The organism is Brenneria izadpanahii (genome assembly GCF_017569925.1).
Taxonomy (GTDB): Bacteria; Pseudomonadota; Gammaproteobacteria; order Enterobacterales; family Enterobacteriaceae; genus Brenneria; species Brenneria izadpanahii.
The window spans coordinates 2,599,723-2,615,052 of the sequence record NZ_CP050854.1 but is presented as its reverse complement, the minus strand read 5'-3'; the positions used below and the strand labels follow the sequence as shown (position 1 = coordinate 2,615,052).

General features: G+C 53.4%; 14 protein-coding genes. 10 read left to right on the top strand and 4 right to left on the bottom strand.

What is annotated here, in order from left to right:
* Window positions 1–156: 156 nt before the first annotated feature.
* Entirely contained in the window at window positions 157–621 is a 465-nt protein-coding gene (locus HC231_RS11775) for a hypothetical protein (protein ID WP_425490538.1), read from the top strand.
* 153 nt (window positions 622–774) lie between these two features.
* Here the strand turns inward: HC231_RS11775 and pspF are convergent, their stop codons facing one another.
* Complete coding sequence (pspF, locus tag HC231_RS11770) at window positions 775–1,770, bottom strand: phage shock protein operon transcriptional activator (RefSeq protein WP_208231132.1); 996 nt, start codon at window positions 1,768–1,770, stop codon at window positions 775–777.
* A 226-nt stretch (window positions 1,771–1,996) separates the two neighbouring features.
* Here pspF and pspA point away from each other — a divergent pair, with 226 nt between their 5' ends.
* From pspA to tyrR, 7 genes are all read left to right on the top strand, one after another.
* A complete protein-coding gene (pspA, locus tag HC231_RS11765) occupies window positions 1,997–2,662 on the top strand; it encodes a phage shock protein PspA (RefSeq protein WP_208231131.1) in 666 nt (221 codons plus the stop codon).
* A 129-nt stretch (window positions 2,663–2,791) separates the two neighbouring features.
* On the top strand, window positions 2,792–3,019 hold the full coding sequence (gene pspB, locus HC231_RS11760; protein WP_208231130.1) for an envelope stress response membrane protein PspB: 228 nt from the start codon (window positions 2,792–2,794) through the stop codon (window positions 3,017–3,019).
* Entirely contained in the window at window positions 3,019–3,381 is a 363-nt protein-coding gene (gene pspC, locus HC231_RS11755) for an envelope stress response membrane protein PspC (RefSeq protein ID WP_208231129.1), read from the top strand. Before pspB ends, pspC begins: the two co-directional genes overlap by 1 nt.
* A 206-nt stretch (window positions 3,382–3,587) precedes the next feature.
* Window positions 3,588–6,356: a DUF2339 domain-containing protein gene (locus HC231_RS11750; RefSeq protein ID WP_208231128.1), complete on the top strand. Its 2,769-nt coding sequence runs from the start codon at window positions 3,588–3,590 to the stop codon at window positions 6,354–6,356.
* Window positions 6,357–6,374: 18 nt separating this feature from the next.
* Window positions 6,375–7,772 carry a YcjX family GTP-binding protein gene (locus tag HC231_RS11745; protein WP_208231127.1) on the top strand — a complete coding sequence of 466 codons (1,398 nt, stop codon included), beginning with the start codon at window positions 6,375–6,377 and terminating at the stop codon, window positions 7,770–7,772.
* The gene (locus HC231_RS11740) at window positions 7,769–8,812 is read left to right on the top strand and encodes a YcjF family protein (protein ID WP_208231126.1); all 1,044 of its coding nucleotides are present in this window, start codon (window positions 7,769–7,771) and stop codon (window positions 8,810–8,812) included. Before HC231_RS11745 ends, HC231_RS11740 begins: the two co-directional genes overlap by 4 nt.
* A gap of 247 nt (window positions 8,813–9,059) precedes the next feature.
* Entirely contained in the window at window positions 9,060–10,631 is a 1,572-nt protein-coding gene (tyrR, locus tag HC231_RS11735) for a transcriptional regulator TyrR (protein ID WP_208231125.1), read from the top strand.
* Window positions 10,632–10,715: 84 nt separating this feature from the next.
* On the opposite strand, the gene HC231_RS11730 is transcribed toward tyrR, so the two are convergent.
* Window positions 10,716–11,279: a GNAT family N-acetyltransferase gene (locus tag HC231_RS11730; protein WP_208231124.1), complete on the bottom strand. Its 564-nt coding sequence runs from the start codon at window positions 11,277–11,279 to the stop codon at window positions 10,716–10,718.
* Window positions 11,280–11,562: 283 nt separating this feature from the next.
* Between HC231_RS11730 and HC231_RS11725 the strand changes: the two genes are divergently transcribed.
* On the top strand, window positions 11,563–11,829 hold the full coding sequence (locus HC231_RS11725) for a DUF7660 family protein (protein WP_208231123.1): 267 nt from the start codon (window positions 11,563–11,565) through the stop codon (window positions 11,827–11,829).
* Between the two features lie 309 nt (window positions 11,830–12,138).
* Here the strand turns inward: HC231_RS11725 and tpx are convergent, their stop codons facing one another.
* Complete coding sequence (tpx, locus tag HC231_RS11720; RefSeq protein ID WP_208231122.1) at window positions 12,139–12,642, bottom strand: thiol peroxidase; 504 nt, start codon at window positions 12,640–12,642, stop codon at window positions 12,139–12,141.
* 41 nt (window positions 12,643–12,683) lie between these two features.
* The gene (mpaA, locus tag HC231_RS11715; RefSeq protein ID WP_208231121.1) at window positions 12,684–13,433 is read right to left on the bottom strand and encodes a murein tripeptide amidase MpaA; all 750 of its coding nucleotides are present in this window, start codon (window positions 13,431–13,433) and stop codon (window positions 12,684–12,686) included.
* Window positions 13,434–13,610: 177 nt separating this feature from the next.
* On the opposite strand from mpaA, the gene HC231_RS11710 reads away from it, so the two are divergent.
* A complete protein-coding gene (locus HC231_RS11710) occupies window positions 13,611–15,227 on the top strand; it encodes a peptide ABC transporter substrate-binding protein (protein WP_208231120.1) in 1,617 nt (538 codons plus the stop codon).
* Window positions 15,228–15,330: the final 103 nt, after the last annotated feature.

Sequence of the window (15,330 nt, the reverse complement as noted above, 5' to 3'; positions counted from 1 at the left end):
TTTTCGCCATTGATTACCTACATCAGGCAGATGTTTCAAACGAACAGCAAGCGCTTTCGTTAAAGGCATACACCAGAGGCGCGAACCAGAGATGTAAAATATCTATGGGAACAAAATCGTTAATTTTATATAAATTAAAAAGGAAATAGATTAAGGATGAGTAAAAGAAACGACATTATCGATGGTCGCCATTACCCTATGCGTAAGTCACTTAAGATACTCAGTGGTATAATTATTATTGTTGTCATTGCGCTCGCCTGTATCTGGCCCTACGTTAAAATGGAGTTTGCCGGGAGCGCCCATTATACCGAGCGGGATAAACGGGAATATGATTTTTATACCCCTGATATACTGAAGAAAATGCCGAGAATTTCCACCCGCTATTCGTTTGATTTTGCCAATATTGCCGGGCCTGCCGCGCATGTGTACGCCGTTAAATTTTATGGTACGAAGAAAACCAATAAAATTGAAGATTATCTGACGTCCATAGGATACAAGCAGGATAAATGCGACTTTGAGTCAGTGTGTTGGCGCAGTAGTGACCCTCAAGAGTCCGTTTATGTTGATACTTTGAATGGCGAGAAAACCATTATTGTGCAGGTTGTATACAACTTCACATAACCGAATTACATAATCAGCCGGGAACGCACGGCCAGAGCCGACCGTAATGATAAATGGCAAATGTCGCCTTTTGTAGCTGCGCTTCCATTCGGTTATCTTGTGCAAAAGAAAGGTTAAATATCAGGGTAAATCCTGGATGCCCTTATTAACACTTCATTCATTAACGCTAATGCCATGCTTTTTCAGCAGGCCGCGCAGTTGATGATACGTTAACCCCAGTAATTCCGCAGCCTTGCGCTGATTGAAGCGCGCCCTTGTCAGCGCCTGTTCCAGCAGCGTCTGCTCCTGGGCGCGCTGCCACTGCTTCATATCCAACGGGAAAGCAGGGATCCCGTCTGCCGGCGTTGGTTCCGCGCTGTCCGCTGCGGGGGACGCTTTTTTGCGGAATGGATTGATAATAATGCTATCCAGCGGCAGATCGCTGCTGCCGTGCCGGTAAACCGAACGTTCAACCACATTTTTTAATTCACGAATATTCCCCGGCCAGGGATAGGCGAGCAGCATGTCGCGCGCATGCGGAGTAAAGCCGGGGAACAAGGGAAGGTGTAATTCGCGGCACATCTGAATGGCGAAATGCTCCGCCAGCAGCATGATGTCCTGCTGACGTTCGCGCAGCGGCGGCAGTTGAACGACATCAAACGCCAACCGATCTAATAGATCGGCGCGGAATTTCCCGCTGGCCGCCAGGGCGGGCAAATCATCATTGGTGGCGCACACCAGGCGCACATCCACCTGTAGCGATTGGCCGCCGCCGACGCGCTCCAGTACGCCATATTCAATGACGCGCAGTAGCTTTTCCTGCACCAGCATGGGCGCGGTGGCCAGTTCGTCGAGAAACAGCGTACCGCCGTCCGCCCGTTCAAAGCGCCCTAGATGGCGCTTCTGCGCCCCGGTAAACGCCCCGGCTTCATGACCAAACAGTTCCGAATCCAGTAAGTTTTCATTCAGCGCGGCGCAGTTCAGGGAAACAAACGGGCCTTGCCAACGGGGGGAGAGATAGTGGAGACGGCTGGCGATCAGCTCTTTACCGGTGCCGCGTTCGCCAATGACCAATACCGGTTTATTGAGCTGCGCCAATTGTGAAACCTGCTCCAGCACTTCAAGAAAACTGTTTGCTTCACCCAGTAGATTTTCTTTTTCATGTGCCATCAGCATTCACCGTGCGATTTTTACTAATAGTTGGTTTATTTGACTAATCTATCTGGTATTGAAAAATAGTCAAAACTTTTCACCCTATATTTTTCAATAGGTTATGAATAAATGAATATTGGCACGCTTCTTGATACAAGCTAAGCATATCACCATCAGTAATTGGCCGGTGATGATCATAAATCAGGCGTAATCGCACGCTGGAAATCATTAAGAGGATTGGATTATGGGTATTTTTTCTCGTTTTGCCGACATCGTGAATGCCAATATTAATTCGCTGCTGGATAAAGCCGAGGATCCGCAAAAGCTGGTGCGGCTAATGATTCAGGAAATGGAAGATACGCTGGTTGAGGTTCGCTCCACATCGGCACGCGCGCTGGCAGAAAAGAAACAAATCGCCCGCCGCATTGAACAGGCTCATACGCAACAGGCGCAATGGCAGGAAAAAGCCGAGCTGGCGCTGCGTAAAGATAAAGACGATCTGGCCCGCGCCGCGCTGATTGAAAAACAGAAACTGACGGATCTGATCGCGGTATTACAGCATGAAGCGGAAAGCGTGGAAGAAACGCTGGAACGAATGAAACGCGAAATCGGCGAGTTGGAGAATAAACTGAGCGAAACCCGCGCCCGCCAGCAGGCGTTGACGCTGCGTCATCAGGCTGCATCCTCGTCGCGCGATGTGCGCCGCCAGTTGGATAGCGGGAAGCTGGATGAAGCAATGGCGCGTTTTGAACAGTTTGAACGGCGCATCGATACCATGGAGGCCGAGGCGGAAAGCATCGGGCTGGGCAAACAAAAGTCGCTGGATCAGCAATTTGCCGAACTGAAGGCCGATGATGAAATCAGTGCGCAATTGGCGGCGCTTAAGGCTAAAGTTAAACCTGCAGAATAACCGGTCTGGCTGCCGTCAACGGCGGCGGCGGCCATGCATACCCAGCCGCCTTCAACGCGGGGCGTTATTTAGCCCGGCGTTGAAAGAGCAGGGAATATGACCGGAGAACATAATAATTAAGGAGATACGATGAGTGCTTTGTTTCTTGCCATACCGCTGACCATTTTTCTGATTTTTGTGGCGCCGATATGGCTTTGGCTGCATTACAGCCAACGTAAGCAAAACAATGCTCAACTGGGACAAAGCGACATGCAGCGTTTAACGAGGCTGACAGAAGATGCCCGCCGTATGCGTGAACGTATTCAGGCGCTTGAAGAAATTCTGGACGCGGAGCATCCGGACTGGAGAAAATCTTAATGAAAAATACATGGTCAGGTAAAACCTTATACCGCATACCGGAAGAGGGGATGCTGAAAGGCGTCTGCGCGGGGCTGGCCCGCTACTTTGACGTTCCGGTAAAATTGCTGCGCGTGATTGTGGTGCTGTCGATGTTTTTCGGCTTGTTCTTCTTTACCATCGTGGCTTATATCATCCTGACTTTTATGCTGGATCCCGCGCCGGCGGACAGTTTCCGCGATGAAGCGTCGTCCCGCACGCCAAGCCAGCTATTGAACGAGGCGGACACCGTCCTGAGTGCCAGCGAACAACGCCTGCGGAATATCGAACGCTACGTGACCTCCGATACTTTTGGCGTAGAGAACCGCTTCCGCCGGCTTTAAATCCTCAACCGGAAATCTTGAACTGCGACTATGCTTTGCTTAAGACGCCGGTATTATCCGCCCGCCGAACTCTCCGAGTTTTAGCCGATAATACCGCGTCGAGCCTGAGTTTTCCCGCACCGGACGGCAATGGCGTCAGGTTTGTGAGTTATCCTAAATTCGTGTACAAACGCATCATCCGTCTTAACTAAATAATAAGGTGCTTCATGGATGATTCATGGTTTGTAGTCGGCTTTGTTATTTTGCTGATCTACGTCATCTTGATGCCAATCGTAGTGCTGAGCGCGTATCGGCGCAGCGCGCATAATCAACGACAAACCGAAAGACTTGGGCAAACCGTCGCACAGCTACAGTCCGAGCTGGCGCGCGTTTCGGCGCAGGTTACGCAATTGAGCCGGCAACCTTCCTCATTGAAGAATGAGGACGATGCTCCGGAGGCAGAGCGCGCAGCGCCCGCAGCCGCGGCGCGGACCTATCATGCGCCGGCGAAAGCGGCCGGCTCCATCACGATCGCGGACCGCGGTATGACGCCGTCCGCCGCCGCTTCGGCTTCCGCAAGCGCGGATAATGAACAAACCGCATCGTCCCCATCGCATTCCGGCCTGTTTTCTTCATTGGCCGGTTGGCTGCTGCGGGGAAATCCGCTGGCCAAAATCGGTATTTTGCTGTTGTTTTTCGGTCTGGCATATCTGATGAAGTACACCATTGAGCGCGATATGCTGGCGATCGAATGGCGCTTGGGGATAGCGGCATTGATCAGCGGCGGATTGCTGTCGTTTGGCTGGTATCTCCGGCATAAGCAACGGCTGTATGCGCTGATTTTACAAGGAGGCGCGGTCGGAGCCTTGTATATCACGGTATTCGGCGCGTTTCGGCTTTATCTGCTGCTGCCCCATACGCTGGCGTTTGCGCTGCTTTTGGCGATTTGCGCCGCCAGCGTCGGCCTGGCCGTGCTACAGCGTTCATTGAGTCTGGCGATGCTAGCCAGTACCGGCGGTTATCTGGCGCCGGTATTGCTGTCGGACGGCGGTGGCAATCATGTGGTGCTGTTTTCCTATTATTTACTGCTGTCGCTGGGCATTCTGGCTATCAGCGCGCGGCAATCGTGGCGGGAACTTAATCTGCTGGGGCTGATTTTTACTTTCGGCGTGGCGATTCTCTGGGGGACGGATCATTATCAGCCGGACTACTACCTTAGCAGCCAGCTATTCCTGATTAGCAATATTCTGATATTCGGCGTGGGCGCTCTGTGGTTTTCCCTGCGGCATCAGCAGGCCGGCAAACAGATTGTCGACGGCATTTTGCTGTTTGCTCCGCCGTTAATCGGCTTTGGCATACAGTATCTGATCGTGCAGCAATGGCTATACGGCCCGGCGTTATCAGCGCTGGGTTACGGACTCTTTTACCTGTTGCTGGGAACGCAGACCCGAACCGGAACGCCGCGGCTGGGACTGTTTTCGTTCGCGTTGGGCGGTTGTTTCCTGACGTTGGCCGTGCCATTGGCTTTTTCCGCCGAGTGGACCTCAATGACCTGGCTGTTGGAAGGGTTGTGCGTATTGTGGGCGGGGTTATACCAACAGCAACGCGGCATGGGCCGGAGCGGGGCGGCCATTATGCTGTTGGGCGTGCTGTCCGCCGGGTATGCGCTGTTTTTCGAGACGCTGTCGACAACCTCATTCCTGTTTATCTTCGGCATCCTGGCGATGAGCGCGTTGTACGCCAGCCTGTGCTGGCAGCGCTATCGCCAGGTGGAAACGCATTGGAGAGGACTAAGCCGGGGGTTCTTTATCCTGGGCATTGCTGGTTGGCTTGGCTGGTTGCTTTATGCGGTCGATTCTGCTCTGGATGCCTATATCGGAGATTTCTGGCGCCGCAGCGAATTTATATCCTCCTGGAATACGCATGCGCTGTTATATACGCCTTTGGCGCTGCTGGCCGTCGCCGCATCCGCGCTGATCTGGCAGAGCGCGGGGAAACGTCTCAACTGGGCCGCGCTGCGTCACAGCAGTTGGTTACTGTGGGGCGCTATGCTGCTGGCGTTGTTAGAACACGCTGATTCCCGCCAGCTTCCGTTGCTGAATGCCGCTGAACAATGCGTTGCGTTGGGATGCTGGCTGGCGAGCTTCGCCGTCGCCTACGGTTTGCTGCATCGCAACGAAGCATCGCTGCCATTACGGCTGACGCAAGGATTCCATCTTTCGCTGTTCTGGATGCTGATCGTTTTTCTATTTTTGCTGGCATCGCAATATCTGTATCCGTTAATTCCGCCGTCGGCGGAGGAAGGGGACGCGGCGCTGACGTTTGCGCTGCTGTCGATAATCATCATTGCTTTGGCGTTGCCGGCGCGTCATCGGCTGTGGCCGTTGACGGCCTGGGGATCGCTGTATAACCGAACGGGACTGGTGCCGCCGATCGCCGCCCTGTTTACTCTGCTGGCGTCGGCTAACCTGATGGACGGCCAGATAGCCTGGCATGAAGGAAGCGTATTCTATATCCCGCTGTTTAATCCGTTGGAAGCCGGCATGGTATTGGGTATGGCGGCGCTGACCTTATGGTATCGTCGCACGCGGCCGGAGCTGGCGCCGAATGGCGCATTAAGCGGGCAGTGCCGGTTCGGATTGTGGTTATTAAGTTTCTGGTTGCTGAACGGCCTGCTGCTTAGGTCGCTGGCCTGGTATGCGCAGATCCCGTGGTCGGGCGACGCGCTGTGGCATTCCCGTCTGGTGCAAACCACCTTCGCGCTTTTATGGTCGCTTTCCGCGCTGATCGGCATGGTGTGGTCAACTCGGCGACAACAGCGGGTTGGGTGGTTAAGCGGGGCGTTATTGCTGGGCGCGACCATCATCAAACTGTTTCTGGTGGACAGCGCCGGCGGCGGCGGACTGGCGCGGGCGGTAGCCTTTATTGGCGTGGCGATTCTCATCTTGATTGTCGGCTATTTCGCGCCATTGCCGCCGAAGCATCGGAATATCTAAGGAGTCATGGTTTATCCAATGAAGCGATTACAGAATGAGATTAATTCACTGGTTAACCGCAGCGTGGATCGCCATCTGCGATTGGCCGTTACCGGATTGAGCCGCAGCGGGAAAACCGCCTTTATTACGGCGTTTGTCAATCAGTTGCTGAATGTACACAGCGGCGCTCATCTGCCGCTGTTTTCCGCGGTGCGCGAGGGGAGATTGCTGGGAGCGAAACGCGTGCCGCAGCGCGATCTCGGCATTCCCCGTTTTGCTTATGATGAAGGCATGGCGGCGTTGTATGGTACGCCGCCCAGTTGGCCGACGCCGACGCGCGGCGTGAGCGAAATCCGGCTGGCTCTGCGTTACCGCTCCAATGATTCCCTGCTGCGGCATTTTAAAGATACTTCCACGCTGTATTTGGAGATCGTGGACTATCCCGGCGAATGGCTGCTGGATTTGCCGTTGCTTGAACAGACCTACCTGAGCTGGTCGCGCCAGATGGCGGGGCTGCTACAGGGCGAGCGCCTGGAGTGGGCCAAGCCGTGGCTGAAATTGTGCGAATCGCTCGATCCGCTGGCGCCGGCGGACGAAAATCACCTGGCGGCGATTGCACAGGCCTACACCGACTATCTGCTCCGCTGCAAGCAGCAAGGATTGCATTTCATCCAGCCCGGACGGTTTGTGCTGCCGGGCGATCTGGCCGGCGCGCCGGTGCTGCAATTTTTCCCGTGGCCGCAGGTGGACGAATTAGGAGAGGCCAAACTGGCGCAGGCGGACGCCAAAACCAATATCGGCATGTTGAGACAGCGGTTTGATTATTACTGCCAATCGGTAGTGAAAGGGTTTTATAAGCATCATTTTGTCCGTTTTGATCGTCAGATTGTGTTGGTGGATTGCCTGCAGCCGCTGAACAGCGGCCTGCACGCTTTCAACGATATGCGGCTGGCGTTAACCCAATTGATGCAAAGTTTTCATTACGGCAAGCGCACGCTGTTCCGGCGGCTGTTCTCGCCCTGTATCGATAAACTGATGTTCGCCGCCAGCAAATCGGATCACATTACCGCCGATCAACATGCGAATCTGGTGTCGTTGCTGCAGCAACTGGTGCAGGAAGCCTGGCAGAATGCCGCTTTTGAAGGCATCAGCATGGACTGCGCCGGGATTGCATCAGTCCAGTCGACGCAAAGCGGCGTGGTTGAACACCAGGGGCAGAAAATACCGGCGTTAAAGGGGAATCGCCTGAGCGACGGTCAACCTTTGACCGTCTATCCGGGGGAAGTCCCCGCCCGGTTGCCCGGCGCCGCGTTCTGGCAAGAGCAGGGATTCCATTTTGATCAGTTTCGTCCTCGTGAAATGACGGTGGACGCGCCGTTGCCCCATATCCGGCTGGATACGGTAATGGAGTTTTTATTGGGAGATAAATTGCGATGAACGAACCACTGAAACCGCGCATGACATTCGATCAGGCCTCGCCAGAGGAACCTCAGCCGCAGTTGCGTGGCAGCGTTGAGTTTGACGAGCAGGATGCGCAACACTTCGCGCCCGTCTCCCGCGAGCAGGAAGTGCCGGAAGAGGGGGCCGCCGAAGAGGCCGTCAGCGCCGCCTTGCGCCCTAAACGCAGTCTGTGGCGGCGCTTAGTGATGGCCGGTTTGACGCTGTTTGGCGTTAGCGCCATCGCGCAGGGCGTGCAATCACTGCATAATTCATGGGTTCAGCAGGATTGGATCGCGTTGGGCGGTATAGCGGCGGGCGGCTTGATTGTCGTCGCCGGCGTGGGATCGGTCGCCGTTGAATGGCGGCGGCTGTACCGGTTGCGCCAGCGGGCGGAAGAGCGCGATATCGCCCGCGATTTACTGCATAGCCACGGCATTGGGCGCGGGCGTGAATTCTGTGAAAAACTGGCCCGGCAGGCCGGACTGGACAACGGGCACCCGGCGTTGCAGCGCTGGCAGGCTTCGTTGCATGAAACGCATAACGATCGTGAAGTCATCGAACTGTATGCCCGGCTGGTGCAGCCGGTATTAGATCGTCAGGCGCGCCAGGAGATCAGCCGTTCCGCGGCGGAATCGACCCTAATGATCGCGGTTAGCCCGCTGGCATTGGTGGATATGGCTTTTATCGCCTGGCGAAATCTGCGGCTGATCAATCGCATTGCGGCGCTGTATGGCATCGAACTCGGCTATTTCAGCCGTATCCGCCTTTTCCGTCTGGTGCTGCTGAATATCGCTTTCGCCGGGGCATCCGAACTGGTGCGGGAGATCGGCATGGACTGGATGTCGCAGGATCTGGCGGCTAGACTGTCGGCGCGCGCCGCGCAGGGGATCGGCGCCGGCTTGTTGACGGCTCGCCTGGGCATAAAAGCCATGGAATTGTGCCGTCCGCTGCCCTGGCTGGATGACAAGCCGCGTCTGGGGGATTTCCGCCGCGAGCTGATTGGTCAGGTGAAGGCGACGCTGCAAAAGGCAAAATAGCGCCTTGCTTGCCCGGTGGCGGGTTCGCATGACCATGTCGCGGCATCTGTACTGGTAGTTCGTTTTCGTCGGCAGTTATGAAGCGCGGCGCAGGGCTGGCATATGCGCATTGCGCGAATTATGGCGAAATTTGTGGCAGGAGACGCTGCGACTGTCAACTTTTCCTGACACGTTACTTCATCCGATGGGAGTGAAAGGGTATTATCGGTAATTATTGGCCTGTCGCGTATGAAGAAGGTAGTCATTGATGCGTCTGGAAGTTTTTTGTGAAGACCGTATTGGTTTGGCCCATGAATTGTTGGATCTTCTGGCGTCGCGCAATATTGATTTGCGCGGCATCGAGATCGATCCGGCCGGTCGTATTTATCTTAATTTCGCTACGCTGGATTTTGATGATTTCCGGACCTTGATGGCGGAAATCCGTCGTATTGAAAGCGTTAGCGATGTCCGAACCGTTGCCTTTATGCCTTCCGAACGTGAACACCGGGCGTTAAACGCGCTGCTCAACTCCATGCCTGAGCCGGTATTTTCGCTGGATATGAAAGGCAGAATTGAGCTGTCCAATCCCGCGGCCGCCAGCCTGTTTGGCGCCAGCGTGGAGAAACTTCGCAATACGCTCATCTCAACGTTGATCGCCGGATACCATTTCACGGAGTGGCTGGAGCAAGGAAGTCCCTCGGTAACGCAGCGCGTCGTGGTGCGTGGCCAGGATTTTCTACTGGACATCACCCCGATTCACCAGGAAGACGATGGCGGTAAAAAATCAACGGCGGGAGCGCTGGTGATGCTGAAATCCGCCGTACGGATGGGAAGGCAATTGCAGGATCTGTCGGTTAATGATGACGGCGCGTTTGAACATATTGTGGCGGTCAGCCCCAAAATGCGTCAGGTGGTTGAACAGGCGCGTAAGCTGGCGATGCTGGATGCGCCGCTGCTGATCGTCGGCGATACCGGAACCGGTAAGGATATGCTGGCCCGCGCCTGTCATTTACACGGTCCGCGCGGGAAAAAGCCGTTTCTGGCGTTGAACTGCGCGGCGTTGCCCGATGAGGTGATGGAAAGCGAGCTTTATGGCCATGCGCCGGGAGCCTATCCGAACGCATTGGAAGGCAAAAAAGGCTTTTTCGAGCAGGCTAACGGCGGTTCGGTGCTGCTGGATGAAGTCGGCGAGATGTCGGCGCAGATGCAGATCAAACTGCTGCGTTTTATCAATGACGGAACGTTTCGCCGAGTGGGCGAGGATCACGAAGTTCATGTGGATGTTCGGGTTATCTGCGCAACGAAGAAAAACCTGTTGGAAATGGTGCAACGCGGCGAATTTCGTGAAGATCTCTACTACCGGCTTAATGTTCTGACGCTGACATTACCCCCTCTGCGCGATCGCCCGGCGGATATCATGCCGCTGACGGAGCTGTTCGTGGCGCGCTTTGCCGATGAACAAGGGATTCCGCGGCCGAAGCTGGCCGCCGATCTGCGCCAGTTTCTGCCGCAGTATGGCTGGCCGGGGAATATACGCCAGTTGAAAAATGCGATTTATCGCGCGCTGACGCAGTTGGAAGGCAATGAACTAAGCATGCAGGACATTGAACTGCCGGCGTTTTCGGTTGAAATTCCGCAAAGTGAAGAACTGTTGGAAGGGTCGCTGGATGATATCAGCAAACGTTTTGAACGCTCGGTGTTAACCCGGTTATATCAGACCTATCCCAGCACCCGTAAGCTGGCGAAACGCCTGGGGGTATCGCACACGGCGATCGCCAACAAACTGCGGGAATATGGTCTCAGCGGCCGCAAAGGCGCAGGCGAAGAGGACGAGCCATAACGGTCTGACCGCGCATGGCGCAGGGCAGGTAGCGCGCTTGGCCTTTACGGACGGAGGTATGGATATTCGCAATCGTTGATTAAGTTACAGTGTGACTTTTTCATTACCCAGAATATCCGCCGGGATCAACGAATACATCGCGGCATCTATCAGGCGGTTGCCGACAATCAATCGGTTCCTGGCGATGCCTTCAAAGCGTGCGCCGGCATTCTCTGCAATGCGGCGGCTGGGGTAGTTATGTTCTCCCGCTACAATTTCCAACCGGGTTAGCCCCAGTTGTCTGAAGCCAAAGGGGATGATGGTTTCTACCGCTTCCAGCGCGATCCCTTGTCTCTGCGCGGATTGGCGCACCCAGTAGCCGATATTGCCCATCTGATACATCGGCTGGATATTATTGATGCCGATAGCGCCGAGCAGCTTGCCTGATGTCTTATTAAATATGCCGAAGTCAAAGGCAACGCCAGCCTGGATATGATGTTTGCACTGCATAACCCATTGTGTGCTTTGGGCTGCGCCATATTCGGCATTGCACCAGGACAACCAACGGCCTACGGTTTCCACGGATTCCTGTACCGCGTCCACAAGTTGTGAAACATCATCGGTATTGCAAGGGCGGATGAGCAACCGTGGCGTTGTTAAGGAAAACATACTCTGGCCTCCATCAATAAAACAATTTCTCCGTTCAGACCGGAAACTCAAGCTTGGGCAGTTCGCCCAACCGATCTTTATCCTGCTCTTCGTCCGACATATATGCCAGCATGCGATCGCCATTATTTGACGTCGTCCATATCAGGCCGCGCTAGCCATAATGAATGTACAACCGATATTGAAGGCTGATTAGCGTAAAGCCATATGGAAGAAAAAATACAAAAATCATATAATGAGTACATTAAAAATAGGCAATGGAACCTGAATAGAGGAGGGCATCAAGGTGACGATAGAGAATAAGCGTTTGAATGATTTGCATCCGGTTAAAACTAAAAATGAATTTATACAACGGGTATCTTGGTTGGCCCGTGATATCAAAGAGAACGCTGATGGATGGGAAAACCACAATCTGTCGGATTACCTTGAAGCAATCGCCGCCTGGGTTGAAGATATGGAGGGCTATTATGAAAATTGTGGAAAAGCATTACCTGAAAATATCAATTGGAGTGTTTTTTCTGACATATTAATGGCTGCGAAAACTTACGAGTAAACACAAATAAAATTATTTTTATAACTCAGATGATTATCTGAGTTGTTTATTTTAATGATGATACAAGCGTATCGAATTTTTCATGGCGAGCGTAACAGGTTATAAGTTTTCGATGAATACCCGAATTATATTATATCCATCCATGACGATTCATTTTATTTCTACCTCCCGTATAGCGTTAAGTAAATTTAATCAAGAAATGTGCAGGGTAATGAAGCCAAAAAAAATCCGCTAGCCAATAGGTTCGCGGACTTTTGCCGAAAAAACGATTAACGGCGTCTTTTCGGATTTTGCTTTTGACTTAGGCGATTACTTCAATGCAGCCAGCGCTTTATCATAATCCGGTTCGGTGGTGATTTCGTTCACCAACTCGCTGTACACGACATTATCACTCTCATCCAGGATAACAACAGCTCGCGCCGTTAACCCTTTCAGGGCGCCGTCAGCAATGGCGACGCCATAGTTTTCTTTGAACTCGGCGCCGCGCAGGGTGGAAAGCACGACCACATTGTTCAATCCTTCCGCCCCGCAAAAACGGGCTTGCGCGAACGGCAGGTCGGCAGAAATACACAGAACCACCGTGTTATCCAGTTCTGACGCCAACTGGTTGAATTTGCGCACGGATGCGGCGCACACGCCGGTATCGATGCTAGGGAAGATATTCAGGATTTTACGTTTGCCAGCATAGCTGCTGAGAGCGACGTCCGACAGATCTTTGGCAACCAACGTAAAGGCCTTGGCCTTATCGCCTTTTGCGGGGAAAGTGCCTGCCAATGGCACTGGATTGCCTTGAAAATGTACGTTCTGTGACATGTATGCATCCTCTAATTACTTACAGGTTATTAACATGCTGCTCAGTTTAGGGCACTATCGGCAACATTGGTATCAAAATTATGACATAACAATGCGTTCATCGCGCTGAGGTAACGTTCACTGGCGGCATCTACCGATATCGGCGGCAGTTCCGCGGTAACGCACGGCAGCATTCGGTTGGCGCACCAACTGCCAAAAGAGCCAGGGGTATCGTAACCCACTCCGGTTACTAACGATAAATCAAATTGTCGCGCCAGCCACCGCCCCAATGCCGAACGGTGCGGATCGTCAATACAGGCGAGCGGCTCATGAAAAGAGACAACCCAGGCGGGATTAAGTTTCTCAATCAATTCGCACAGCGCCTTGGTTTCCGGTTCCGAGGCCGGGGCCGCCCCGGTGGATAGCGTCACGTCCCGCTCGTCGGCATAGCTGTTCCAACGGTATATGGTATTACCCGGTTGCCAGTTCTCGGCGGGAAAGTTGCGATTAAGATCGACGCCGTTGGCATTTGACCGCACGCCTAACTGGCAGCCATCGGGATTAACGGCAAGAACCACATGGTGCCTTCGCTGTCCCGGCAACAGGCTCCGCAACGCACAAGAGAGCGTCGCTATGGATGCGGTTTCATCGCCGTGCGTGCCGGCGATAACCAGCCCGCTGTTCTGCTGCGGCAATTCGGACGGAAAATAGAGTAGCGGCGCCCCCAATAGCGATTTCCCATAAGGTTCGCCCAAAGAGGAAAGATGACCACGTAGTTGGCGAGCCCGCAGAGCGATAGTGTGATTTCCCATTTGTTTGCCTATCGATGGTTTTAACTTTTTTCATCATAACGGCTGAGGCTAAAAATAGCATCTGTGAGGCGGATTGGACTAAATACCACAAATATGAGCGCTTTACTCTGGCCGCATCGCGTGTTTTCTGACTATTATATTATTCAGTAACTTCATCATTATCTGAGATAAATTATTATGCGACATGGTTATTCCGCATTATATGCCGCGCTGTTCGCGGTTGTGGCCGGGAACGCCGCCGCGGCGCAAGTTCCGGCTGGAACCCCGTTAGCTGAAAAGCAGGAAATTGTCCGTCATATCAAGGATGAGCCCGCATCGTTGGATCCGATAAAAGCGGTCGGCTTGCCGGAAGCGCAGGTCTCGCGGGATCTGTTTGAAGGTTTGGTCAATCAGGACGAACACGGCAATATTATTCCTGGCGTAGCGCAGCGCTGGCAAACCAGCGATAACCGTACTTTCATGTTTACCTTACGCAATGATGCCCGCTGGTCCAACGGCGATCCGGTTACGGCGAAGGACTTCGTCTATAGCTGGCGCCGTCTGGTCGCGCCGGAAAACTCCTCGACTTTCGCCTGGTTTGCCCGTTTGGCCGGAATTGTGAACGCCGATCAAATTATTGACGGCAAATTGCCCGCCGACCAGTTGGGGGTAACGGCTATCGATGACCATACGCTGAAGGTGCAGCTCAACAGGCCGGTGCCGTATTTTGTTAGTCTGACCGCCAATTTCAGCCTGTTTCCGGTGCATCAGGCGACCATAGAAAAATATGGCGATGACTGGACGAAGCCCGGCAATCTGGTGGGAAACGGCGCATTTAAACTACAGCAGCGGGTGGTAAACGAAAAACTGGTGCTGGAGCCAAACGAATATTATTGGGATCACGCCCATACCCAATTAACCAAAGTGACTTTCGTTCCCATCAATCAGGAATCGAATGCCACGAAACGCTATTTGGCCGGCGATATCGATATTACCGAGTCGTTTCCTAAAAATATGTACCAGAAACTGTTGAAAGATTTGCCTGGCCAGGTCTATACGCCGGAACAGTTGGGAACCTATTACTATGCATTCAACACCCAACGGGCGCCGACGAGCGACGTGCGAGTGAGAAAAGCGCTTTCTTACGCGATCGATCGAAAAATCATCGCGGAAAGAGTGTTGGGAACCGGTGAAAAACCGGCTTACCACTTTACGCCTGACGTGACCGCCGGGTTTAAGCCGACGGAAAGCCTGCTGCAGCAATATACGCAGGCCGAACTGGATGCCCAGGCCAAAGCGTTGATGTCCGCCGCGGGCTACGGCCCAGGCAAACCGTTGAAGTTGTCGCTGCTGTACAACTCATCGGAAAGTCATCAGAAGATCGCCGTCGCCATCGCTTCCATGTGGAAAAAAAAATTAGGGGTCGACGTAAAATTGGCTAATCAGGAGTGGCAAACGTATATTGACAGCCGCAACAGCGGTAATTTTGACGTGGTGCGGGCGTCCTGGGTAGGGGATTACAATGAAGCGTCCACTTTCCTGTCGTTATTAACCTCACAGCACAGCGGTAATCTGGCGCGTTTTAAAAACGCCGATTACGATAAGCTGCTGGAGGAAGCCAGTAATCAGACCAATGCGCGGGCGTTGAATGACGATTACAACCGGGCCGAGCAAATTTTGCTGGAAGAAGCGCCTATCGCGCCAATCTATCAGTACACCAACGGCCGTTTGATTAAGCCCTGGGTTAAAGGTTATCCCATCACCAACCCTGAAGACGTGGCGTACAGCCACACGCTTTATATCATTAAACATTAATCAAAGACCGTTCGAGCGGTCTCTCGGCTTCATCCTCCGCATGGGGCGTGAAGCCGGGCTTCTCTCTTTCCGACAATGGCAATCCTGATGCTGTATGGTCGTA